Origin of the sequence: Labrenzia sp. THAF82 (assembly GCF_009363435.1) — a bacterium.
Lineage (GTDB): Bacteria > Pseudomonadota > Alphaproteobacteria > Rhizobiales > Stappiaceae > Roseibium > Roseibium porphyridii.
The window spans coordinates 46,152-70,463 of sequence record NZ_CP045354.1; the positions used below are offsets into that span (position 1 = coordinate 46,152).

General features: G+C 55.9%; 24 protein-coding genes. 7 read left to right on the forward strand and 17 right to left on the reverse strand.

Annotated features, from left to right (window positions below; translation table 11 throughout):
- Positions 1-19: 19 nt before the first annotated feature.
- Positions 20-493: a hypothetical protein gene (locus tag FIV00_RS00195; RefSeq protein WP_152498926.1), complete on the forward strand. Its 474-nt coding sequence runs from the start codon at positions 20-22 to the stop codon at positions 491-493.
- A 199-nt stretch (positions 494-692) separates the two neighbouring features.
- Positions 693-1,100, forward strand: a complete 408-nt coding sequence (locus FIV00_RS00200) for a hypothetical protein (protein ID WP_152498927.1) — start codon at positions 693-695, stop codon at positions 1,098-1,100.
- Between the two features lie 73 nt (positions 1,101-1,173).
- Here FIV00_RS00200 and FIV00_RS00205 read toward each other — a convergent pair whose 3' ends face one another.
- The 11 genes from FIV00_RS00205 to FIV00_RS00255 form a co-directional block, all read right to left on the reverse strand.
- The gene (locus FIV00_RS00205) at positions 1,174-1,512 is read right to left on the reverse strand and encodes a hypothetical protein (RefSeq protein ID WP_152498928.1); all 339 of its coding nucleotides are present in this window, start codon (positions 1,510-1,512) and stop codon (positions 1,174-1,176) included.
- Between the two features lie 31 nt (positions 1,513-1,543).
- Positions 1,544-2,089 (reverse strand): ATP-binding protein, encoded by a 546-nt coding sequence (locus FIV00_RS00210; protein WP_152498929.1) that lies wholly within the window; start codon positions 2,087-2,089, stop codon positions 1,544-1,546.
- A 3-nt stretch (positions 2,090-2,092) separates the two neighbouring features.
- Positions 2,093-4,501, reverse strand: coding sequence for a SpoIIE family protein phosphatase (locus tag FIV00_RS00215; protein ID WP_152498930.1), 2,409 nt, complete (start codon positions 4,499-4,501; stop codon positions 2,093-2,095).
- Positions 4,498-5,676, reverse strand: a complete 1,179-nt coding sequence (locus tag FIV00_RS00220) for a class I SAM-dependent methyltransferase (protein ID WP_152498931.1) — start codon at positions 5,674-5,676, stop codon at positions 4,498-4,500. The genes FIV00_RS00215 and FIV00_RS00220 overlap by 4 nt, the downstream gene beginning before the upstream one ends.
- Entirely contained in the window at positions 5,673-6,194 is a 522-nt protein-coding gene (locus FIV00_RS00225; RefSeq protein ID WP_152498932.1) for a ubiquinone biosynthesis methyltransferase UbiE, read from the reverse strand. The genes FIV00_RS00220 and FIV00_RS00225 overlap by 4 nt, the downstream gene beginning before the upstream one ends.
- A 323-nt stretch (positions 6,195-6,517) precedes the next feature.
- A complete protein-coding gene (locus FIV00_RS00230) occupies positions 6,518-7,618 on the reverse strand; it encodes a branched-chain amino acid ABC transporter substrate-binding protein (protein ID WP_152504044.1) in 1,101 nt (366 codons plus the stop codon).
- Positions 7,619-7,783: 165 nt separating this feature from the next.
- Positions 7,784-8,152, reverse strand: coding sequence for a DUF6867 family protein (locus FIV00_RS00235; protein WP_152498933.1), 369 nt, complete (start codon positions 8,150-8,152; stop codon positions 7,784-7,786).
- A 10-nt stretch (positions 8,153-8,162) separates the two neighbouring features.
- On the reverse strand, positions 8,163-8,894 hold the full coding sequence (locus tag FIV00_RS00240; RefSeq protein WP_152498934.1) for an ABC transporter ATP-binding protein: 732 nt from the start codon (positions 8,892-8,894) through the stop codon (positions 8,163-8,165).
- Positions 8,891-9,736, reverse strand: a complete 846-nt coding sequence (locus FIV00_RS00245) for an ABC transporter ATP-binding protein (protein ID WP_152498935.1) — start codon at positions 9,734-9,736, stop codon at positions 8,891-8,893. Before FIV00_RS00245 ends, FIV00_RS00240 begins: the two co-directional genes overlap by 4 nt.
- Entirely contained in the window at positions 9,733-11,067 is a 1,335-nt protein-coding gene (livM, locus tag FIV00_RS00250) for a high-affinity branched-chain amino acid ABC transporter permease LivM (protein ID WP_152498936.1), read from the reverse strand. Before livM ends, FIV00_RS00245 begins: the two co-directional genes overlap by 4 nt.
- A gap of 3 nt (positions 11,068-11,070) precedes the next feature.
- Positions 11,071-12,006 (reverse strand): branched-chain amino acid ABC transporter permease LivH, encoded by a 936-nt coding sequence (locus FIV00_RS00255; protein ID WP_152498937.1) that lies wholly within the window; start codon positions 12,004-12,006, stop codon positions 11,071-11,073.
- Positions 12,007-12,320: 314 nt separating this feature from the next.
- On the opposite strand from FIV00_RS00255, the gene FIV00_RS00260 reads away from it, so the two are divergent.
- The 3 genes from FIV00_RS00260 (at position 12,321) to FIV00_RS00270 (ending at position 15,888) form a co-directional block, all read left to right on the forward strand.
- Entirely contained in the window at positions 12,321-13,202 is an 882-nt protein-coding gene (locus tag FIV00_RS00260; protein WP_152498938.1) for a substrate-binding domain-containing protein, read from the forward strand.
- A 17-nt stretch (positions 13,203-13,219) separates the two neighbouring features.
- Entirely contained in the window at positions 13,220-13,693 is a 474-nt protein-coding gene (tsaA, locus tag FIV00_RS00265) for a tRNA (N6-threonylcarbamoyladenosine(37)-N6)-methyltransferase TrmO (protein WP_152498939.1), read from the forward strand.
- 89 nt (positions 13,694-13,782) lie between these two features.
- The gene (locus FIV00_RS00270; RefSeq protein WP_152498940.1) at positions 13,783-15,888 is read left to right on the forward strand and encodes a 3-hydroxyacyl-CoA dehydrogenase NAD-binding domain-containing protein; all 2,106 of its coding nucleotides are present in this window, start codon (positions 13,783-13,785) and stop codon (positions 15,886-15,888) included.
- A 20-nt stretch (positions 15,889-15,908) separates the two neighbouring features.
- On the opposite strand, the gene FIV00_RS00275 is transcribed toward FIV00_RS00270, so the two are convergent.
- Genes FIV00_RS00275 through FIV00_RS00300 form a run of 6 tightly spaced genes read right to left on the reverse strand, consistent with a single transcriptional unit; the run spans position 15,909 to position 22,118 of the window.
- On the reverse strand, positions 15,909-16,931 hold the full coding sequence (locus FIV00_RS00275; RefSeq protein ID WP_152498941.1) for a phosphotransferase family protein: 1,023 nt from the start codon (positions 16,929-16,931) through the stop codon (positions 15,909-15,911).
- Between the two features lie 12 nt (positions 16,932-16,943).
- Positions 16,944-18,179, reverse strand: coding sequence for an acyl-CoA dehydrogenase family protein (locus tag FIV00_RS00280; protein ID WP_152504045.1), 1,236 nt, complete (start codon positions 18,177-18,179; stop codon positions 16,944-16,946).
- Between the two features lie 21 nt (positions 18,180-18,200).
- Positions 18,201-19,187 (reverse strand): nitronate monooxygenase family protein, encoded by a 987-nt coding sequence (locus tag FIV00_RS00285; RefSeq protein ID WP_152498942.1) that lies wholly within the window; start codon positions 19,185-19,187, stop codon positions 18,201-18,203.
- The gene (locus FIV00_RS00290; protein WP_173006210.1) at positions 19,181-19,672 is read right to left on the reverse strand and encodes a MaoC family dehydratase; all 492 of its coding nucleotides are present in this window, start codon (positions 19,670-19,672) and stop codon (positions 19,181-19,183) included. Before FIV00_RS00290 ends, FIV00_RS00285 begins: the two co-directional genes overlap by 7 nt.
- A gap of 5 nt (positions 19,673-19,677) precedes the next feature.
- On the reverse strand, positions 19,678-20,499 hold the full coding sequence (locus FIV00_RS00295) for an SDR family oxidoreductase (protein ID WP_152498943.1): 822 nt from the start codon (positions 20,497-20,499) through the stop codon (positions 19,678-19,680).
- Positions 20,496-22,118 carry a long-chain fatty acid--CoA ligase gene (locus FIV00_RS00300; RefSeq protein WP_152498944.1) on the reverse strand — a complete coding sequence of 541 codons (1,623 nt, stop codon included), beginning with the start codon at positions 22,116-22,118 and terminating at the stop codon, positions 20,496-20,498. The genes FIV00_RS00295 and FIV00_RS00300 overlap by 4 nt, the downstream gene beginning before the upstream one ends.
- A gap of 183 nt (positions 22,119-22,301) precedes the next feature.
- Between FIV00_RS00300 and FIV00_RS00305 the strand changes: the two genes are divergently transcribed.
- Positions 22,302-23,249 (forward strand): glycosyltransferase family 2 protein, encoded by a 948-nt coding sequence (locus FIV00_RS00305; RefSeq protein ID WP_152498945.1) that lies wholly within the window; start codon positions 22,302-22,304, stop codon positions 23,247-23,249.
- Positions 23,239-24,303, forward strand: a complete 1,065-nt coding sequence (locus tag FIV00_RS00310) for a glycosyltransferase (RefSeq protein WP_152498946.1) — start codon at positions 23,239-23,241, stop codon at positions 24,301-24,303. Before FIV00_RS00305 ends, FIV00_RS00310 begins: the two co-directional genes overlap by 11 nt.
- The last annotated feature ends 9 nt before the right edge of the window (positions 24,304-24,312 follow it).

Below are 24,312 nucleotides of genomic sequence, written 5' to 3' on the forward strand. Positions count from 1 at the left end.
CCCAAAGGGGGGAAGATAAATGAGCGATCAACTGCCGACCATCCTATCCATACCGCCGTATGATCCTGCGGAAATTATTCTCATTGGAAGCAACATTGCCGGCAGCGGCAGCAAGACGGTGGCCGAGGTCAAGATCGAGTCCGGCGGCAGCCCGGATAGCCGGCTGACCATCCAGTTGATGGACACGGGCGCTGATCAGCAGATCGCATTGATCCGGGCCTATGTTTATGAAGGCAACTATTACGAGTTGCCGAAGCCTAAAATCATGGTGGTCACGGGTGACGCAACCGATATCCCAGGCGACTACGTTCCCAAAAACCGCAAGCTTCAGTTCTGGCGTATGAACAAGCTCAACAGAACGACGGAAATCTCGGTAGAAGACGGATTGCTTGAAACACTTGTTCTGGAAGCCAACATGCCTGGTCGAAGGTCGCCAAATTCCTATGCCGCCAACATGCAAATGGCGCATAAATCTGGAAGGCTGACGTCATAAGCCCTGCCCTTTAGACACGAATTGCCAAATCGCGCTGAGGTCATCGCAGAAAGCCCAAAGGGCATGGCTACCGATGGCTATTCGGCAATCAAGATAGCAATGCCAAAAACGTCTTCTGGCAGGTGCGTGTGCTCTTTGACGCTGACACTACAGCCCGCACCAGCCCAGAAGCATTGAGAACGAGGAGGATCAAGTCGCGATGTCCGATGACAAAAAGCCTTTTTGCGGAACCTATGAAGTCGGTCAGATCAGGATCACGGCACTCGACGGCCAGGAAAGCCTTGCCAAAGGCGTTGTGCCAGGCGAGATGACTGTGACGTCGGCTGAATTCTCCTATGTACCCAACACGCCTGACGAAACCGCTCTCGACGTTTCCATCGAGGAGTTTGCGACCTTCAACAGCTCTGGTGACAGGATCGTTCATATCGAGGACCTGAAGCTGCTCTTACAAAGCGACACCAGCTATTGGGCAACTGAAGACGTCAAAACAGCCTTCACAGTCGAAGACGCTTTCGAAATGTCCGTCAAAATGCGTGCAGATAAGTTGTCTCTAGCCCCAGGCCGTCTCTACGTCCGTTTCCATTGCGAAAAAGGCAGCGAGGCGTAAGAACGCTCACCAGGGCGGACGGAAACTGACCGGTGTTGCACTACGCTCCGTCGGTCAAATGCCCGGACTGCTGTCAGGAAATCGTCAGTTCGAGCGCGGGGTGCAGGCGTTGAAGGTTGCGGAGGGACTTGGATTGCCAGGGGATGCTCTTGGAGCCAAGAACGCGGACGCCGACTTCCGGTTGTTTCCGGATCTCGATTGTGAATTTCGCAAAGAGGTTGATGCCGGAACTGTTCAAGAACTCAAGACCGGTCAGATCAAGCGTGATGAGATCGGGTTTGGACCCGAGTACGGAGTTCATGATTTCAAGTATCGGCGCATAGGCTTCCGTGCCTGAAAGCCGCATGGTGCCTTCATAGTGGATGGACGCACCTTCAGTCCAAACGCGGTAATCGTTGGTGCTGATTTCCATGTTGGTATCTTCCTTTGGAATAAGTCAGCGATCAGGAAAGTCGCAATGAGGCAAACGTAGTCAGCTTTACGCCTTCACTTACATGCTCGCGGTGGAAAGACCAGCCCAATTTGGCTTCGTAATCGCTCATGAGCGTAAGCAGGCCCAGGCCTGAGCCGGTCGAGTCGGGATTGAGGGCATTTTCTTCGATTTTCTCCAACAAGAGCTCACCGGGTTCGCGCTCCAGAAGTTCGCGCAGAAGCTCCTGGAAACGAGACGCGGTTTCTTTGTCGATCTTGTTGATAATTTGAATCTCAAACGTTTCACCCTGGAGGCTGCTGTCGATGGCAATGTCACCGCCATATCGAAATTTGACCGCGTTCTCGAGGATCTCGTTGATCATGTAGCTGATGCTGTGGCGTGCATCGACCGGATCAACTTCTCCGGGGCATGCCCGGCTGAAATACTCGCCAATGAAATCCGATGTCACGCCGCAATGATGCCAGCTGAGTTCCAATGGCTCGGCCATCAGCGTCAGGCAAAACCGCGTCGCGTCGCCACCGTTTGAAGAGTGAGTATGTCCAAAATCTTCAGCCATGACCTACCTGTGCTTCAAAACCACGAGCGTGATATCGTCAAACACCTTGTATTCCCCGATATGCATCTTGACGTCATCGATGACGGCTTCAGCGATGCCCTTGGCCGATTTGTGGCGATTGCTGTGGGCACTGTCGCTCAACCGGTCCAGGCCAAACATGTTTCCGGCCGCGTTTTCAGCTTCCGTGATACCATCGGTGTGAAGGATCAGAATATCGTCCGGACCGAAACTCAAATCCAATGTTGCGACAAATGCGGAGATATCTGCTTCCAAACCGACCGGGAACCCGAGATCCATAGTGTCAATGCGTTCGGTCTCGCCGGTTGATCGGATGATCAGCACTTCTTCATGCTGACCGGACAACGTCACCTTGCCATCAACGTAGTCGACAAATGCAAGGGTCAGATGTTTGTCGGATTTGGTCCGCGTGATGTTCTTGTAGACGGCCCGGTTGAGCACATCCAGAAACGCGATCGGATCCTTGTCACCCTTTTCCTGCAAGGCGCGGGCAACTGACTGAACCATCAGCATCAGCACGCCACTCTCCAAGCCGTGGCCGGTCACATCGCCGATACCCACCTTGATGTGTTCACCATCAAAGAGAACATCGTAGTAATCGCCGCCCACCTCATCGGCCGGTTCCATGAAGGCGGCAATCTCGATTTGCGGAATGATCTCGAGCTCGCTGCGACGTGGCAGCACCATCTCCTGAATGCGTTTGGCGACATCCAGTTCTGCGCCCAGACGCACATTCTCCGACTTGAGCCGCTTGTTAAGCGCACCAATTTCCTTGTTCGCGGTTTCGAGCTTTTTCGTTCGCTCCTCAACCAGGTTCTCAAGGTTTTCGGTATGGAAACTGATTTCTTCGGCCATGCGGTTGAACGCAAGACCGGCAGCTGCCACCTCATCGCGGGTCGGGATATCAACCCGGACGGAATAGTCCTTGTTCTGCAGCGCACGTGCTGCGCCGGCCAGCTGTGACAGGCCTTTGGTGATCCGACCGGAAATGGCGTAAACGGCAACAGTCACGATTACCAGACTGATCAGAAGCGCCGCGATCTGCCAATAAACGATCCGCTCCGTCGCCTCGGACAATTCATGCTGTACAGCCGTCAACGGTGCATAGATTTCGTCCTTGGCAACCATGAAGCCAAGGGTCAGATTTTCAGAGACAATCGTTTCGCCATTCCAAAGATTGATGGGCGAGAGTTCCTTCAGAACAACGATATATCCTTCACCCGTTTCTTCGTTGAAATCGCCATCGCCGCCGAGCGTTATGGAATCGATTACCGTGCCTGTATTGTGCGGCAGTTCAAGATTTGCGACCTCGGGGAAACGGCTCTTCCCGAGGAGCCGATCGATCCCGGTCACGCCCTGACCTTCACCACCTACAGAGACAAGACCAAGCGTTTCGGCACCGGCCTCACTCACGGCAATGACGTTTCCTGCCGACGACGTAAGAAAGCCGAACCCGGTCTCAGCGATCTTTACATTCTCAACCAGATTGGAGAGCTGATCGAGCGTGATGTCGACAGCCGCCATGCCAGCGACATCCGAACGGTCTGCTGTCCAGAGCGGGTAAAAGAAGCTGACTATGCGAGCGCCGGTGATCGCATCGATATATGGATCCGTGCCAACGATATCGCGGTCAACCGGCCGATTGGCCGGGTCCTTGATCCAGCTTTGCCAGCCTTCATAGACGCCAGGAAAGAAGAAATCCCAGAAGTTGTCTTCGTTGTGGCCGGGATAAAGCTTGTCGAATGTCTGCGCCTGATCCGTATAAGGCGTCGTGCGCATGATCGGCTTGTCTTTCGGGCCGACATAATACATCTGCAGTTTCGGCGACCCGGTCTTCAGGATACCGGGTGCAATCAGGTTGAAAGCGGAGCTGTCAGAAATCTGTGCCTCGACCTCAGGCAGCGGATTGCCCTCGTCGTCCAGCAGATACCCCCAGACACTGACAACGGATTCCCCCGGTGAATTCTGTGACCAGCCGGCTTGCGGATTAAAAACAAGTTTGTCGCCAAGCTTGGGGTCTGCTTCGACAGTCCTGCCGACATTGGTGCCGGTCTGAGGATTGTCAATCAACGTCTGCATGGCACCGCCAAGCGCTTCAACTTCGGAAAAAACCTGATCGAGCAGCAGATCGGTTCTGAGCGCCGTCGTGTCGATATATGTCCTCAGGTACTCTTCCGTCGCGCTGGTGAGACCGGTCGCGACCTTCTCGGTCGCGTCGTTGGACAAACGTTGCACATTCCAGATGGCAACGCCGCCGGCCAGCATGAGATCGAACAGAACCGCCGCACCGACGACCGCAATGAATTTGGCCCGAAAACTGTGCCTCGAAAACCGGCCAACTGATTGCCCGTCCTGCGGCTCCGGAGTTTCGGTCCCTACATGCGTGACACTCATTTTGGTTTCCGTCCCGATGCGACCCAAATCGGCCAGCCTGCATATCCTCGTGGATGCTTGGCCGCGAAGATATGGTCCTGGAAACCCTGCCTGAATTCGCGGATCTGCTCTTCACTGTCACCACGCTCGACAGCCATCTTGCCGGCGTAGACATCTTCCCAGGACTGGATAATGTCGGCGAAATCCTGGGGATCGCCGTCCAGGTTGCTCACCATGAATGATTCCATCTGAATGTCTTCAAGGCCTGCATCGATCAGGTACCGCCGGCTCTTGGGGCCAAGTTCGATATCCATGTTGAAATGGGCCCAAAGCCGCGCAACTTCATTGTAGGTGCGCTGGATTGATTCCGACCTCGGCTCACCCAGACAATGGGAGTTTTTCTCGTTGGTGATGTAGATGCGGCCGCCCGGCTTGCAGATACGCAGCAGCTCCTGAAGGATCAGTTCAGGCCGATCGAACACCTGAAGGGAATGGCGGCAGGTGACGAAGTCGAACTGGTCGCTTTCCAGCAGCATTTCGGACGCATCACCAAACACATAGTCGATGCCGCGAATGCCGAAATCCGTCGCGACCTTGCGCGCATAGTCGAGACTGGACCGACTGTGATCCAGAGCCACCAGCCGATCGGGCTGAAATTCCTTTTGCAAGAGAACCGCGAAATCCCCGATACCGCAGCAGATGTCTGCCACCTGCAATCCGGGTTCCAGGCCATGGCGCTGCAAGATGGCCCGTTCATGGCGCCATGTCAGTTTGGTCTGCGTGCGCAAAATCGGGATAAAGCCACCCTCTTCAAGGAATGTCTGGCCTGGATAAAACTCGTTATCGTATTCCCCGACGGTGATATTTTCGGACATGGTCTCAAGCACCGCGAATTTGCGGGTGGCCCAACCGACCACGCTCGAGGTTGTCACGTGAACTTTCAGATCGCTGCGCCCGCGCACCAGGTCCAGAATCTTGCCGGCGAAGGCATGAAAAGCGACATTGTTCATGCGCACCAAGCGGCGAACATTGACATAGAAGCGCCCACTGACGCTGGAAACGGAGCTTTCAAGCGCGGAAATGCAGCTGTTCATTTCCTCGCTGCGCTGCGGCCTCAAGCTGCCGTGCAATGAAAATTCCTGGTCGTTTTCGTTGAAGTTCCACTGAAACCCTTGCGAAATACTGTCAGCAATCATTCTGTTTCGTCCTCAAGCGCCAATTCAGCGACCAGACACATGCGACCATTTTCAAGCCTGTCGATTGTCAAACGCGCACCGTAGTCGACGCCCAGCTCCAGCAGCCCCAGGCCAGCATCCGGTTCGTCTTCTGTGAACAATGCTTCCAGATAAAGGGCTTCCGCATCCGAGGCCTGCACCTTTTCGATAGCCTTCCGGTAAGTCTCGAATGTTGGTTGATCTGCAGGAAAGGTCAGCTCTATCCGATCGTGGTTGCCCTGGCGGTGCACGGCGCATTCAAGCTTGCCGTCTTCTCCATGAACGCGAAATACAGTTTCCAGGAGTTCGTTCAACGCGGATGAATAAAGATTTGAAAAAAGCAGCGAATCCAGCCGATTGTGGCTGACCATTCGAGCCAGATACCCCGACATCAGATCGCAATGCGCCCAGTCAGAGCAAAAATCCTTGATATCCAAATCCATATGGAGCATCTGCGGCACGTCGGAATTCAATGACATGCCTTCAGAAGTCGCCTGCATTTCTATTCCCCCGTTGGCATAGTCCCTTGCACCCTTATGCGGAGTGTTCGCTGTTTTACACTTTGCACGGAAAAACGCTCTGGTGACACGTGTGTCATCAGTAATTCACTTATTTAATAATAGGGTTTCGCTCATTGTCGGCGATATGGCAACAGCAATCGCGTGGAAGGTTTCATGAATTCACGAGGTTAAGCCTTTTTGGTTTTCTCCCAAGGTTCCAAGTTGCTGCTTCGCGTGTCATCATCAAACCGGAAAACAAGAAAACCCGCCCGGAATTATCCGGACGGGCTCAATCGGGTCAACCCGAACAGTGTGTCAGCAACTTACTTGTAGTCGTACTGACCGTCTTTCCACTCATACCAGACATAACCAGGCAGAGAGACGTCGCCTTTGTCGTCGAAGGACAGGTCGCCGAGAACGGTTGCGAAATCACCAGCGTTCAGAGCACCAACGACAGCATCATAGTCCGTGGACTTTGCAGTCGTTGCAGCAGCCGCCCATGCCTGGATCGCCGCATAGGTGTAAAGAGAGTAGCCTTCTGCGGTTTTGCCGGCATCTTCAAGCGATTTCACGACGGGTGCCGCAATCGGGTTCTTGCGTGGGTCCGGAGAGAAGGTCATCAATGTGCCTTCGCCGGCCGGGCCGGTGATTGACCAATACTCGTCGGTGACGAGTGCATCGCCGGAAACGAGGATGGTGTCCATACCCTGGTCAACCATCTGACGCTTCATCAGGCCTGCTTCCGTGTGATAGCCGCCGACATAAAGAACGTCGATGTTTTCCTGCTTCAGCTTGGAGACCAGCGCGGTGTAGTCCTTTTCACCAGCGGTGTAGGCTTCGTAAAGAGTTTCGTCTTTACCAAGGCTGTTCATCACACCTTTGGTTGCGTCGGCCAGGCCCTTGCCATAGGCAGTCTTGTCGTGAACAACGGCAATGTTCTTGTCGCCGAATTCCTCGGCCAGATAAGTACCTGCAACCTGACCCTGCTGGTCGTCACGACCGCACACGCGATAGACACCCGGGCCCGGACGCTCATCGGTGAATTTCGGGTTGGTAGATGCCGGAGAAATCTGAATGATCCCCTCTTCAGCATAGACAGCGGACGCCGGGATGGACGAACCGGAGCAGAAGTGACCAGCCATGAACACGACACCCTTGCCGACCATCTGGTTTGCAACAGCAACGGCCTGCTTCGGATCGCAGGCATCGTCGCCCACTTCCAGAACGAGCATTTCGCCGTTGACGCCACCGGCGGCATTGATGTCAGCAACTGCTTGCTCGGCACCAGCTTTCATCTGCGCACCAAAGGACGCGTACTGACCGGTCATCGGACCGGCTGTTGCAATCACGATGTCCGCAATAGCAGCAGTGGACATGGCCACACCGGCAACAGCAGCAACACTCGCCAATAGATATTTTTTCATCATTAACTCCCCTGGTTCCAGTTTTCTGGACCATTTTGGACACGAAGCCTGCGATTCCCAAAACGCCTGCTTCAACTTTGGCCGCGGTCAGAACGATTCTTATCTTATTTCGCCCAGAACCCAGCCGGTTCCCCATGGGCACACAATATGCGCCCCTGGAATTCTTCAGCCCTCAGCGTAGCGGTCAGATTGTCCTTCACGCAACCGCCAAGTGAACGGACCTGTTTTTTGGTAAAGCCAAACATACTGTGTTGTCATTTGGTTAGTCCGCGTATAGCGCCAGCCCCCGAGACCGAAGGCAAGCACAACCAGATAGTCCACAATCAAATAGTGCACGGACAACAGCGAGCCTTCAAAAAGGGCAAAGGTCAGGAACCTGATTGCCAGCGTCAACAAGAACAGGAACCACAACAACACCAAAATCGGACGCCAGGTGTTGGCGCAGGCACGTCCCGTCATCCAGGCCGCACCGCCTCCGAGCCCGCACAGCAGGATCAAAAAGACGCCTATGTTCGTTTCGTAGAGAATACCCATGTCGCGCCTCCTAATGCCTCCCGCCTTCAAGGTAAGCTGCCTGCACGTCTTCACGCGCCAGCAGTTCCTTGCCGGTTCCGGACATGGTGATCTTGCCGTTCACCATCACATATCCACGGTGCGCCAGTTTCAAGGCATGATAGGCATTCTGTTCCACTAGAAACACCGTCAGACCGTCGCTCTGGTTGAGATCCCTGATCGCATCGAAAATCTGCTTTACAATGATCGGTGCCAGACCCAGGGAAGGCTCATCGAGCAGAAGCAAACGCGGCTTGGACATGAGTGCCCGCGCAATGGCGAGCATCTGCTGCTCACCACCCGATAGTGTGCCGCCGCGCTGGTTGCGTCTTTCCTTCAGACGTGGAAACAGGTCAAATGCCCGATCCAGGCTGCCGTCAACGTCCTCGTTGCCGGCCATTTCCGCACCCATGACGAGATTCTCCATCACACTCATGCGTGGGAAAATCCTGCGGCCTTCAGGCGACTGCGCAATGGACTTTCGCATAATTTCATGCGTCGGCATGTGTGTGATGTTTTCGCCGTCATAAAGAACCTCGCCTGACGAGGCATGAGGCGTTCCGCAAATGGTCATCATCAGGGTGGACTTGCCAGCCCCGTTAGCGCCGATCAGGGAGACGATCTCTCCATTGTCCACCGTCAGGTCGACACCGCGCAGAGCGATAATCTTGCCGTAATGGGTTTCAACATTGCGGACTTCAAGCAAATGGCTCGGAGTTGTCATATGCCGACCTCCTCTTCCACTGCATCTACTTCTTCATCCGGAACGCCGAGGTAGGCGGCAATCACCTTGGGATCATCCTTCACTTCTGGCGCTGTGCCGTCAGAAATCTTTTCACCGTAATCCAGCACCACCACGTGATCGGAAATTTCCATGACAACGCTCATGTCATGCTCGATCAGAAGGATCGAGGTGTCGTGCTCCTTGCGGATATACTGAAGCAAGGAATTCAGTTCAGCACTTTCCTTGGGATTCAGGCCGGCGGCCGGCTCGTCAAGGCAAAGAAGTTCCGGACCGGAACACATGGCTCTTGCGATCTCAAGACGGCGTTGATCACCGTAAGGCAAATCAGCTGCAGGCGCGTCGGCACGATCAATCAGAGCGGTTTTTTCCAGCCAGTAGCGAGCCTTGTCGACAGCCTCGCGTTCAGCGCTCCGGAACGATGACAGGCCGAAGATACCCGCCACCGAATACCCTGAAGCCACCATGAGTGGATTGTGCTGTGCCACCATCAGGTTTTCCAGCAACGTCATCCCGCCGAATAGGCGAATGTTCTGGAACGTCCGGGCAACCTTTGCACGCGCGGAGATCTGAAAATCGGGCATGCGCTCCAGGAGATAGTGCTCCCCGTTGGAACGGTTCATCACCACCCGGCCTTCCGTTGGCTTGTAAAAGCCCGTGACGCAGTTGAACACCGTCGTCTTGCCGGCGCCGTTCGGTCCGATCAGGGCCGTGATATCCCCACGGCCGACATTGAAGGACAGATCGTCCACCGCAACCAATCCACCGAAGCGCATAGTCAGGTGCTCGATTGTCAGGACGGGGTTGTTGTCCCAGGAGCTCATCCGTGACCCTCCTGCACCAGATCGGAACTGATCCCCTTGCCTTTCTTGCCACTCAACGTGATCGAAGGATTACGGGTGGAGATCAGGCCGCGAGGTTTCCAGACCATGATGATGACCATCAAGAGACCGAAAACGAGCATGCGGTATTCTTCCAGGCCGCGGAAAAACTCAAATCCGCCAATCATCACGATCGCAGCAATGACAACGCCGATCTGGCTGCCAAGGCCGCCCAGCACGACGATTGCGAGGATCACCGCCGATTCGATGAAGGTGAAACTCTCCGGGGAAATGAACCCCTGGCGTGTCGCAAAGAAAGATCCGGCAAAACCACCGAACATCGCACCGAGAGCAAATGCGGTCAGCTTGGTGTTGGTGGTGTTGATGCCGAGCGAGCGACAGGCAATTTCATCTTCGCGCAAAGCTTCCCAGGCGCGTCCAACCGGCAGTTTGCGAAGCCGCATCGTCACGAAGTTCGTGATCAGCGCCATCAGCAGGATGAGGTAATAAAGGAAGATGATGCGGTGGATCGAGCTGAATTCCAGTCCGAACGTGTCCGCGAACCCGCCTTCCCCTCGTGTGAATTCGATGCCGAAGAAGCTCGGGCGCGGGATGCCGGAGATGCCGTCAGGACCACCGGTGAACTCATACCAGTTGAGCAGGACGACCCGAATGATTTCACCGAATGCCAAGGTTACGATAGCGAGATAATCACCGCGCAATCGCAACACCGGAAACCCGAGAATGATGCCCCAGAATGCCGCCAGAATGCCGGCGAGCGGGAGGCAGATCCAGAAGGAGAAGCCGAAGTACTCCGCCAACAACGCGTACGAATAAGCTCCGACTGCGTAGAATGCGACGTAACCAAGGTCGAGCAAACCGGCCAGTCCGACGACGATATTCAATCCCCAGCCAAGCATGACATAAGTTGTCACCAGAATGGCAAGGTCGAGATATTGCCTTGAGCCGCGTGCGCCATAAGCGGACATCAGCAGAAACGGCAGAACCACCGCCAGCACCAGGAAGATCGGCATGGCGTATTTGCCGAGCGGCGCAAGCGACTGCAAATTCGGCATCAGGCTGCCGGCCGTCTGAGTCACGGGTGTTTCCGCTTTCCAGACGAAGAGGTTCAGAAGCAGACGACCGCCGAAAACGATGGCCACCGCAACAGCAACAGCTCCCCAGCGGTAGACGATGCCGAGCTGCCCCCCAAGGCCGCTGGCGACTTCAGCCTTCATGCCGATGAGGACTGCAAAGAGTGCGAGCGCAATCAAGCCACCCGCCGCTGCATCCTTCACCGAATCCATGAAGAAGTTATCGGATTTCACTGACATGGATCAGACCTTCTCCACTTCCGGCTTGCCGAGCAGACCTTCGGGCATGAAGATCAGAACGATTGCAAGGATGGAGAAAGCGGCGACGTCCTTGTATTCGACCGAGAAGTAGCCGGACCAGAACGTTTCGATCAGGCCAATCAACAAACCGCCCAGCATTGCACCAGGCAGCGATCCGATCCCGCCAAGCACCGCTGCGGTGAAGGCTTTAACGCCTGCAAGAAAGCCAATGTAGAAGTCGATCACGCCGTAGTAGAGCAGGAACATCAAGCCGGCGACCGAGGCGAGACCAGCACCCATGACGAAGGTCAGCGAAATCGTCCGGTCGACATTGATGCCGAGCAAGGACGCCATCTTGCGGTCCTGCTCGCATGCACGTTGCGCGCGTCCGAGAGACGTTTTGCTGATGAGCAGCGTGAAACCGATCATCAGAGCCACGGTGACCAGGATGATTAGGATCTGGGTGTAGGACAGCTGGACAATGAACCCGGATCCGTCGGCACCGCCGTCAGTCAGTGTAAAACCGCCGGAAATCAACGGCTGCAGAGGCTTGTTACGTGCGCCTTGAGAGATCTGGACGAAGTTTTGCAGAGCAATGGATGCGCCAATCGCGGTGATCAGCGGCGCCAGGCGGAACGAGCCGCGCAAGGGCCGATAGGCAATGCGTTCAACTGTCCAACCCCAGGCAGCCGTCAGCGCCATGGATACGATCAGGACACCGATCAGTGCCAGAATCAAAAGCGCCACGGGCAAGGATGCCGTAATGCCGAGGGTTACAATAAAAATCAGCGCGATAAACGCGCCGACCATGAAAATATCACCATGAGCAAAGTTGATCATTCCAATGATGCCGTACACCATCGTGTAGCCGATGGCGATCAGGCCATAGATCGAACCCAGCGTCACGCCATTGATCAGCTGCTGAAGAAAGTATTCCATATTGTTCTTGTTACCCCCGGAGGCTATTGCCGCTTTTTTAGCGAGGCCTTTTTTGCCTTCATGAAGAAATCATTACCAAGACCAATTTGGCGTGACAATTCCTCTCGCGATAACCGCTTGAGAAAAACACATTTCTCCGTTTTTTGCGCAAATCAGGAAAATTTTCTCGGCAAAGACCCATTCTTGCCTTTAAAAGCTCAGCTCGGTGCCGCGCAAGGTCTGAGCTGCGCAACCTCACAACACAGGCTGCCTTCGCTGCTAGGCTTGTGCGATGCGCTGATTGACCGTTAGTGTTCCGACAAAAAGCAGGACAGATGTTGCCGGAAAACGAACCCTCCGCCCCCCAGTTCTTGACCACCAAGGAAGTGGCCGACCTGTTGCGGGTCAAAGAGCGCAAGGTCTATGATCTTGCAGCTGCAGATGAAATTCCCCACCGGCGGATCACCGGGAAACTTCTGTTTCCATCTGCCGAACTTCATGCCTGGATCGAAGGATCCGGCGAAATCAAGCCTGCTGTGCGGCCTGATGTGCTGGCAGGATCTCATGACCCCCTTTTGGATTGGGCAATCCGGGCTTGCGGATGCGGTTTGGCAACGCTGTGCAACGGAAGCCGAGACGGCCTGACAAAATTCGAGGCCGGCACAGCCGCGCTCGCAGGCATTCATCTGCCGGAAGAGAATGGCTGGAACATTGGTTCGGTGGAGACACTTGGCGTTTCCGACACCGTTCTGATCGCCTGGGCTGTACGAAAACGTGGTCTTCTTGTTTCGACCGACGACGAAGCCAGTGTTCCGTCCATCGCCAGCTTAAGGGGCAAGCGGTTTGCCATGCGGCAACCAGGGGCAGGCGCTGCATTGCTGTTCTCCAGACTTCTTGACGATGAAGGACTGAGTGAAAACGACCTTGCCTGCAGCAAGGATTACGCTCACACGGAAAACGAAGCTGCGGCCATGGTGGCTGCCGGGGAGGCAGACGCCGCCCTTGGGCTCCAGTCCATGGCTCGGCAATTCAAGCTTGCTTTCATACCGCTGATCGACGAACGATTTGATCTTCTCATCGACAGGCGCTCTTATTTCACCGCGCCTGTTCAGACGCTTTTCGCATTTGCACGCTCGCAGGACTTTCAAGACAAGTCTGAAGCGCTTGGCGGGTATTCCCTTGAAGAGACGGGTACCGTGCGCTGGCTGTCGGCATAACAAACAGGCAATACAAGATGAGCGACGTCCGTCCCCACGAAATCATGGTTCCCACGACCGCCCCCGATGATGCCCGACTTCGTTTCATCGGTAAAATCCACACACCCTGGAGCGATCGCAAGGACTGTCCAAGGCAGGGAAAGATCGATGGACCGGAATGCCGGATCGAGATCTTTGAGCCTTGGGTTCCGGCACTGAAAGGCATTGAGGACTACGACCGGATCGAAATCCTTTATTGGCTCGACAAGGCGCGGCGTGACCTCGTGGTACAGAATCCGGGCCATAGTGACAGTGTTTTCGGCACGTTTGCCCTCAGATCTCCAGTAAGACCCAATCCGATAGGTACGGTCCTGGCGAAACTCGTATCAGTTGACGGAGCAACCTTGGTTGTGCGGGGTCTTGATTGTCTCGACGGCACACCATTGCTGGATCTGAAACCGGACCGATGCGCCTTCTCACCCAAAGCTTCGCCAAAGCCTGCAGCAACTTAAGCGATTCCCTTTGGTCAACTTGACAAGTTTCACGCGGGACCGACAATCCCGCCAAAAGCCGTTCGGGTGAGCGGCGACGGGAGGTATTTATGCAGTCAGGTTCGCAGACCGGTGTGAATGACGTTGTTTCAATCGAGCGGCATGGACAGACCGCTCTGATTGCCATCCACAATCCACCGGTGAACGCGGCCTCGCACGCCGTGAGGTCAGGTCTTTGTCAAGCACTTGCAACGCTTCAAAACGAGCCGGACATAGAGGCAATCGCCATTTACGGCCAGGGCCGGACTTTCATCGCAGGTGCTGACATCAGAGAGTTCGGCAAACCGCCTCAAGACCCCTGGCTGCCCGAAGTCTGCAACATTCTCGAAAACAGTCCGGTGCCGATCGCCTGTATTCTCCATGGAACCACTCTGGGTGGCGGCCTGGAAGTCGCGCTTTCCTGTCATGCGCGCGTTGCGCTGAAAGGGACAAGGGTTGGCTTTCCGGAGGTCAATCTCGGCATCCTGCCAGGCGCAGGGGGCACCCAACGCGCCCCTCGTCTGGCCGGTATCGGCGCGGCCTTGAACCTTGTGACCAGCGGCAAACCCATTTCAGCCGATGAAGCTCTCGAAATCGGGCTCATCGACCGAATTCAGGACGGAGACCCGCACGAAGTTGCTTTGCAAGCTGCTGAAGAGATTGTCGGCAATATTCTCAAAACCAGGAAAACAGGAACGTTGGCCGTTGAAGCAGACGACAGGGCTCTTGATGACATACGCGAAACCCTTCGCAAACGACAGCCTCACTTGTTTTCGCCGCACAAATGCGTCGATGCCATCGCCGCTTGCCTGCTGCCAATTGAACAGGGGCTCAAGGAAGAGCGACGGCTTTACAATCAATGCATGGACAGTCCCCAACGCGCCGGGTTCATCCATGCCTTTTTCGCAGAACGCGCCGTCGCAAAGGTTCCGGAAGCCGCTGCGACACCATCAGAGATCACCGAAATTGGCGTGATTGGTGGTGGCACCATGGGCTCAGGCATTGCGACCGCCGCGCTGCTTGCAGGGTTTCCGGTCACACTGACAGAACGAGATGGAGCCGGGCTCGAGCGAGCCAGAACGACGATTGCCGGAAATCTTGAAGGCGCGGTCAAACGCGGCAAGCTTTCAGCCGAGGCGCGAGACAAGATCCTTGCGGAGAAACTTAAAACCGACACCGACTACGCAGCCCTCAGCAATGCCGATATGGTCATTGAAGCCGCGTTTGAAGACATGAGCGTAAAGCAGGACATCTTCGGAAGGCTCGACGACGTCGCAAAACCTGGGGCCGTTCTGGCCTCCAACACCTCCTATCTCGATATCAACCAGATTGCTGCCGCGACCCGTCGACCTGAAAGCGTTCTCGGACTGCATTTCTTTTCACCGGCCCACATCATGCGACTGATGGAAATCGTCGTCGCCGACAAGACAAGTGCCGAGACGGCTGCAACGGGTTTCTCCCTTGCCAAGAAACTCAAGAAAATTGCCGTACGTTCGGGTGTTTGTGACGGCTTTATCGGCAACCGCATCATGACGTTTTACAAGAAAGCGGCCGATTACATGATGATGGATGGCGCTGCACCTGACGCGATCGACAAGGCCATGACCGGTTTCGGTTTTGCCATGGGCCCCTACCAGGTTGCCGATCTTGCAGGCCTTGATATCAGCTGGGCAGCCAACAAACGTCGCGCGGCAACACGTCCGTCCGAGGAAAGATACATCCCGATTGCCGACAGTCTTTGCGAAAAAGGGTGGTTTGGCCGTAAAACCGGAAAGGGTTTCTATCTCTACGGGCCCGAAGGTCCACACCCCAACCCGGATGCGCTTGCAATCATTGACGCGGAACGCGGCAAGGCCGGTGTGACGCCACGCCCGTTTGAGGCTGAGGAAATCACCGACCGCTTCATGACCGCGATGATCCTGGAAGCAACCCGGGTTTTGGAAGAAGGTATCGCCCTGCGCCCTATCGACATTGATGCCGTGTTTCTGTTCGGATATGGCTTTCCGCGTTTCCGCGGCGGCCCAATGCACACGGCAGACCAGATAGGAGCGGCAGAAATCGTCAAACGGATTGAGGCCTATGCGCTGGAAGACAGCTATTATTGGCAGGTACCGGAGCTTCTCCGCAAACTGGCAATAGACGGTGGCACTTTCGCGGAGATGAACGGCAAGGCCTGAGGAGGCGGGCTCCCCCTCCCTCAGACAGTCCGAGCAGCTGCAAGACCACCAGACGCATAATCCGGGACACTGGCCCCGAGTTTCAGTCCAAGTGCCGGGTTGGAGGCGTTGCCGTCCAACGCCCGTTTCTTGACACCTTGCAAGATGGCCCCCATCCGGAAAAAGCAGAAGGCAAGGTAGAAGCCAAAACCGGGGATGCCAGGCAATCCCATGCGTTCGCAATACCTGTCGATGAAGGCCTGATCCTCCGGCAGGCCCAATGCTGACCTGTCAACGCCTTCAAGACCGCGCCCTTCCACACCGGGCGGACGCTGCCATTGCATGATCAATGCCGCCAGATCGGCAAACGGGTGCCCGATCGTCGAGAGCTCCCAATCAAGAACTGCAACACAGGCAGAACCATTTTCATCAAACAACAGATTGTCGATGCGATAGTCGCCATGGACCAGCGTCCGGATTCCATCGTCGTCCGGAACGTTGTTGTCCAACCAGCTCATCAACGCGTCCATCGCGGCAATGGGTTCTGTCTCGCTGGCACGATACTGCTTGCTCCACCGGTCGATCTGCCGACGGTAATAGTTTCCTTCAGGGCCGAAGTCCGAAAGGCCGCGCGCCGACAAATCAATTGTGTGTATGGCGGCCAGAACCCGATTCATCTCACCATAAATACCAGCCCGGGTTTCACGATCCAGCTCCGGCAAACGCGGATCGTCGAAATTTCGCCCCCTGACACATTCCATCACGTAGAAAGCTGAGCCGATAATGTCGCGATCCTCGCACAGAATATGCATGTTCGCGACCGGCACATCCGATCCGGCAAGCGCTCTTTGGACCCTGAATTCACGATCAACAGCATGGGCCGACTTGAGCAGCTCACCTGGAGGTTTTCGGCGCAAGACATAGTGTCCAGACGACGCTTTGAGGTGAAACGTCGGATTGGATTGCCCGCGATTGAACTTTTCTGCCTGGACCGGACCCGCAAAGCCTGGCAAATGCTGCTCCAGCCAGAGGGCAGCTGCATCGATATCCAGGTCACTTTCCATGCCTGACACCGGTCACACCTTGCTGTTGGTGTGTTTCTTCAATTCCGCTCGGGCAACCTGACGGCGATGAACAGCATCCGGACCGTCGGCAAATCGCAATGTCCTCAGATTGGTCCACATGCCGGCGAGCGGAAAATCCTGGCTGATGCCGGCAGCGCCGTGCATCTGCATGGCTTCATCGACAACTTTGAGCGCCATCAAGGGCGCGACAACCTTGATCTGACTGATCCAGGGTTGGGCCGCACGGGTGCCTTCCGTATCCATCTTCCAGGCCGCCTTCAGGCACAATAGCCTGGCCATTTCGATTTCCATGCGCGCATTGGCGATGATGTCGTAATTCGCGCCCAGATCAACCAGTTTCTTGCCAAAGGCTTCGCGTCCCAAGGCACGTTTGCACAAAAGTTCCAGAGCCTTTTCTGCTTGACCAATCGCCCGCATGCAATGATGAATTCGGCCCGGACCTAGACGCCCCTGCGCCACTTCAAAGCCGCGCCCCTGTCCCAGGACCAGATCGGTTTCAGGCACCCGCACATCGGTAAAACGAATATGCATATGGCCGTGAGGGGCGTCGTCCGCCCCAAAGACCCGCATGGGGCGCAGGATTTCAATGCCCGCTGCATCAGCGGGCACAAGAAACATGGAATGACGGGAGTGCTTTTGTGCTTCCGGATCGGTTTTGGCCATTACGATATAGAGGCTGCATCGCGGGTCGCCTGCGCCCGTCGCCCACCATTTTTCGCCATTGAGCACCCACGCTTCACCGTCGTGCACCGCCTCAAGCGCCACATTGACGGCGTCGGAGGAAGCGACGTTTGGTTCTGTCATCAGATAAGCCGACCGTATCTCCCCTTCCAGCAGCGGCTTCAGCCAACGCAGTTTGTGAGCGTCGGAACCATATCGTTCCAGAACCTCCATGTTGCCGGTATCGGGTGCGTTGCAGTTGAATACTTCTGCCGCGATTCCGGCTTTTCCCATCTCTTCTGCCAGATAAGCATATTCCACCGTCGTCAGCCCGAAACCTCGCTCGCTGTCGGTGAGCCAGAAATTCCAAAGTCCACGTTGTTTCGCCAAAGCTTTCAGATGGTCGAGGATTTCCAGTTGCCGCTCTGTCATCAAAAAACGGTTGCCGCTCGGATGGCGACCGACCTCTTCATGATATTCCTGATCGAGTGGCGCAATTTCGGTTTCAACCATTAGCCGAACGTTTTCGATCAACGGGCGCACCCGGTCAGAGATACCCAGATCCATGTTGGTCAATATCTCTCTCCCTCACATCAAATCTGCACGCAACCGGGCCAGGGCGGCGAGAAACTCCGTCTCCAGCCTGTCGACCACTTCAGACGCAGGACCGACGGACTTTATCGAGCCGATGCCCTGTCCCGCACCCCAGATCTCGCGCCAGGCTTTGGGCAGCTCGCTGTCATCGGGCATCACGCTGACTTCCCAGGATCCGGGAAGCGCTTCCGGATCGAGCCCCACTTTCCGAATGGACTCTTTCAGGTAGTTTGCAGGATGCCCGGTGAAGAGCTTTGACGTCATTACGTCTTCTGCGCCGCCGGACACCATCATGTCCTTGTAGTCCTGTTCGGCATTGGCTTCGTCTGTCGCCACAAACGGCGATCCGACGTAACCCAAATCAGCACCCAGGACCTTTGCCGCCAAAAGCGCTTCGCCGGTCGAGACAGCGCCGCCCAAGAGCAACGGGCCGTCGAACCACTCTCGAATTTCCCGCACGAGCGCAAATGGCGATTGAGGCCCGCCATGACCGCCGGCACCCGCGCAAACCGCGATCAGACCATCGGCTCCCTTGTCGACTGCCTTGCGCGCGTAGGTGTTGTTGATAACGTCGTGCAAGGCAATGCCACCACAAGAATGGGCGGCGTCGTTAACCTCCACACGCGCGCCCATGGAGGTGATCCAGATCGGCACCTTCCAGCGCGCACAGATTTCAACATCTCTTGCCAATCGTTCATTGGACCGGTGAACAATCTGGTTGACTGCAAATGGCGCTGCGGGACGGTCGGGGTTCGCCTGATTGTGTCGGTCCAGTGCTTCGGTGATCTTTTGAAGCCAGACCTCGAGCATCACCGGCCCTCCCGGCTCATCCCGTGCATTCAAAGCCGGGAAGCTACCGACAATGCCCGATGTGCATTGTGCAACAACCAACTCGGGACAGGACACAATGAAAAGAGGGGCTGCCACTGCAGGCAATCGCAAGTTTTGCAGCACAGCTGGCAATCGCCGGTCCTTCAGCATGCTGCGACCTCCGGATCCTTCGTGAGGTAGAACCGATTGAGCCAACTCGCGACCAGCGCCGGGCGCCGGGCGTTTGCAATCTCCACTGTGGCATCCCAAACAACATCGATTTCGCCGGTCTTTGACCGTGACAATCCGGCAAGCACAAACCGTCCGCGCACGCTGTCTCCACTACGAACTGGTGTCAGAAAGCGGACCTTGTCGAATCCGTAGTTAATGCCGATCTGCGAACCGATGATTTTCGGTTGCGCTTCCTGCGCCATTGAGGAGAGCAGCGAGAGCGTGAGAAAGCCATGCGCAATTGTTCCACCAAAGGGTGTTTTCTCCGCTCTTTCCGGATCGACATGGATGAACTGGTGATCGTTCGTGAAACTTGCGAAAGCATCAATCGTCGCTTGATCGATCTGCTGCCAGTTGGAAACACCGACTTCCTGACCGATCTTTTCTTCCAGTTCCTCGATCGTGAGTGCCTGAGCGGACAACATTCCAGTCACTCATACGCCTCCTGGAAAAGGTCCGGGCCCGTTTCGACATTGATGCCGCCGCTGATCGGCAGAATAGCCCCGGTCACGTAAGAGCCGCCTGGCCCGCACAGATACTGCAATGCCGCGGCAATATCCTCCGGCCGCCCGACACGGCCCAGCGGGACCTGCGCCCCGACCCGGTTGCGGATTTCCTCGTCCGCAGTGGCGAATGCCGTCATGTTGCTGATGAAAGGACCGGGCGCCAGCGCATTCACCGTGATGCGCTTTTCGGCAAGTTCCTTGGCCAGGATACGCGTCAAATGATGTACAGCCGCCTTGGAAGCCGCATAGCTGTAGGCCCTGTCACCGTGCGCCGTTTCGCCCATCACGGAACCCACATTGACAACGCGCGCAGGATCGTCGTCGTTTGCAGAGGCTTCCAGCAGCGGAAGCAGCGATTGCGTTAGATGGAAAAGGCCGGTGACATTGACCCGCATCACCCGGTCCCAGGCGTGATAGGGGAACGCTCCCAGCGGCGTGCCCCAACTGGTGCCCGCATTATTCATCAAAATGTTCAGCCTGTCCGTTCTGTCGCCGAGCAGTTTTACAAGTGCGTCAATGCCTTCTTCGCTCGAGACATCTCCACCAAATCCGATTGCCTTTCCTGAATACCCCAGCGCATTCAAAGCATCGGCTTCCGCCGTGCACGCTTCTTCCTTGCGGCTGGCGATAAAAACCTTTGCACCGGCGGCTATCAGTCCTTCGGCAGCCATTCTGCCGATGCCTGTTGCCCCGCCGGTAACAAGAGCAATCCGTCCTTCCAGGCCGAACACGCTGTCAGGCCTCATGACGTCTCCTCAGAATAGTGTTTTCTCAACGTGAGTTTTGAGACCTTGCCTGTTGCGGTTAGCGGAAGTGCATCCACAAATACGACATCGTCCGGCAGCTGCCATTTGGCGACACGTTCGGCGAGCCGGTCCAAGATATCCTGTTTTTGAGGCTGCGCGTCCTCACGGGCTTGCACAATAAGCATCGGGCGCTCATCCCATTTCGGGTCGGGCACAGCAATAACGGCACAGTTGGCGATGCCAGGATGCGACATGACGATGTTTTCAAGATCCAGCGAACTGATCCATTCACCGCCCGACTTGATCAAATCCTTGGAACGATCGGTAATCTGCAAGAAACCATCGGGATCAATGGATGCAATGTCGCCAGTGCAAAACCAGCCTTCGGCGTCAAAAACAGGTTTGGACGCTTCTTCGTTTTCAAAATATCCGGAGGTGATCGTGTTGCCCCTCACATAAAGATGGCCGGGAGTTGAGCCGTCATGCGGCAGACGATTGCCATTGTCGTCAACGATTTTGAGATCAACCCCGAATACACGCCTGCCCTGAGACTGTTTTCGGTCGACGCGCCGATCAAGCGGCATTTCATCCATGGACGGCGGCAGATTGCACTGCGTGCCCAGCGGACTCATCTCCGTCATTCCCCAGGCATGACAGACGTTGACGTTTTTTTGTTCAAAGGCCTCAATCAAGGACCGGGAGGCGGCGGACCCGCCCACCACAATATCCGAGAATCTGTCCGGTAAGTGACCGCGCTGGTTGATCTCGTTCAAGAGCCCGAGCCAAACCGTCGGCACACCCCAGGCCGACACAACCTTTTCACCATCCATCAGATCGAACAGGCTTTTGCCATCGAGCGCCCCACCTGGAAAAATAAGGCTGGCGCCTGCCAGAGGCGCTGCATAGGGAAGCCCCCAGGCATTGACATGAAACAGGGGAACGACAGGCAGAATACGAACGCCTTCGCGCAAGACCTTGGGGATCGTCACGCACAGACTTAACGCATGCAAGACCGTTGAACGGTGCGAAAACAGCGTGCCTTTTGGATTTCCCGTTGTGCCGGAGGTATAACAAAGACCGGCAGCTTGATCTTCTGGAAAGTCCGGCCAGTCGATTTCCTGCGGTTGTCCGTCCAGAAGCTCTTCATAGCAAAGCGCGCCTTGAAGTGTTGTCTCAGGCATGTGCGCCCGGTCTGTCATCACGACGATTTGCAGATTGTCCGGCAGATGCGCGCGCAGCTTTTCAACAATCGGCACAAAGGTCAGGTCCACAAAGAGAACCCGATCCTGGGCATGACCGACAATGTAGGTCATCTGTTCGGCCGACAGCCTCGGATTTATGGTGTGGCAAACAGCACCTGATCCGGATATGGCGTAGTAAAGCTCAAAATGCCGATAACCGTTCCAGGCGAGCGTTGCCACCCGGTCTCCTTCTGTCACACCAAGCGCTTTCAAAGCATGCGCAAGCTGTGCAATCCGGCCGGCAGTTTCCCGGTAGGTCGTCCGATGGATATCACCTTCGGTCCGCACGGAAACGAGCTCTGCAGACGGGTGATTTTCCGCTGCGAACGTGATGAGGTCCGCGATTTTCAGCGGACGGTGCATCATCATGCCCTTCATGTGTTTCCTCCCAGAACACGCCCACGATTTTCGCGGTGCTTTTAAAGGGTTAAACATGAAACCTAGCGCGGCTTGGAGCACATAGAAAGGGGCGAAGACCGGAAACCCTTTGACAGCGGTCACCAGTTACGCCAAACCCTGCCCGAACACATCCAACCCTGATGGAATGATCGCGCTTTTCTCATGACCCAGAAACTGGTCATTGCCGTTTGCACCGCGCAGCGGCCCAAGATGCTGATGTCCTGCCTTGAAAGCCTTGAAAGGCTGGTCAGGCCGGCGGGGACCGAATTGTCGGTGGTTGTCGTTGAAAACGAAACCAAGCCGCATTTTACCGGCAACACGGCAGAAGAAGTGCGGGAAAAACTTAGCGTGCCTGTCCATTTTTCTGCCGAGAAACGCAAAGGCATTCCGTTCGCGCGCAACAGCGCCCTGGAAGCTGCACTTGAGCAGGAACCAGACTGGATTGCCCTCATCGATGACGATGAACGTGCCGAACCGGACTGGATCGAAAAACTGCTATCCGCTTGCACGGCGTTTGATGCTGAGGTCGCCAATGGTCCGGTTCGCCGGATCTACGAAAAACCTGCGCCGCACTGGTGGAAGTCGCAGCTGCTCAAGCCACGGCCGACCGGTACGGAAATAACAGAGGCACCGACCAACAACATATTGATGAGCGCTCGCATTGTCGCCAACAGCGGCCTTGGCCTTCGCTTTGACGAACGCCTGACATTCGGCAGCGAGGACATCGACTTTTTTCGCCGCACACACGCAGCCGGTGTCAAAATGATCTGGGTGGACGATGCCTTTGTGGAAGAAGACATTCCAGCTTCACGTGTCACCACCGGGCGGCTTCTCAGCCGCATGCACATGGCTGCAACCTCCGGCGCATTCAACATAGTATTGCGCGAAGGACGGCCGAAAGCAGCGCTGCATTTCATCCCCAAAAGCTTCAGACGCATGTTCCTTGGGTCGCTGGCAACACTTGTTGGCTTCTTATTGAAACCCTTTGCCAAGAAGCGTGGTGAAAAACTTTACTATTATGGCCTGATCCGGTTGATGAAAGGGTCCGGCAATTTGCGTGGCCTGCTTGGCCGTGCCCACAACTATTATGATGTGATCGATGGCCACTGATGCGCCGCTGCAACTGAAGAAGCTTGCCCATATTCACCTTGGCGTTGACGGCGGTGCGGAGAGGTTCTTCGTGCGCCTCACGCGGGCATTTGCCAAACGGGGCGTCGAACAGATCGCCTTCGTTCGCAAGGATCGGCCCTGGCGGGACGAACTCGCAGAACACTGCCAGGTGCGCGAGCTGACGTTCAGCCGATCACACATCAAGCGCCATGTCATTCGCTGGAACATCGCGCGTCAGATCAAAGGCTTCGGAGCGCGCGTGACCATGGGCTGGATGAGCCCCGCAAGCAAATGGCTGCCGAAGCCCGGCCCAGACATGCGCACGTTCCTGCGTCTTGGCGACTGGCCGGACGGCTTTCACACATACGGCAATGTGGAGCAACTCATTGGCAACACGCCTGAGATCATCCGTCAGGCTGTAGAAATGGGCTGGCCCGAGGAACGGGCACACGTGATCAGCAACTTTGTCGACCCGCTGCCGGAAAACCTCCAGCCCGTGAACCGAGCGGATTACAACACGCCGAACAATGCGACCGTGCTGATCCATTTGGGCCGCTTCGTGCAACGCAAGCGGTTCGACCTTGCCATTGAAGCTGTCGCGAGACTTCCAGAGACTGTCCACGCCTGGCTGATCGGCGATGGTGAGCTTTTGGACGACATGAAGGAACTCGCCAAAAAGCGCGGCGTCACAGACCGGGTCCATTTCCTTGGTTGGCAGCGCGATCCGGCCTCTTTCTTGAAGGCCGCCGATATTCTTCTCTGTCCCACGGACGAAGAACCCCTCGGCAACGTCGTCCTGGAAGGCTGGAACGCCGGCTTACCCGTCGTTGCCACCGCTTCACCCGGCCCGAGCTGGTTGATCGAACATGGGAAGACGGGACTGCTCAGTCCCTGTGGGGATGTGGATGGACTGGTTGAGTCCATAGAACGCATGCTTTGCGAAAAACACCTAGCTCAAAACGTGAAGGAAGCAGGCGCAGCTTGGCTTGAGCGTGAGTACTCAGAAACTGGCATAGTCGCCAAGTATGATGAACGGCTAAATTCGGAAATTTAGCGACTTTCA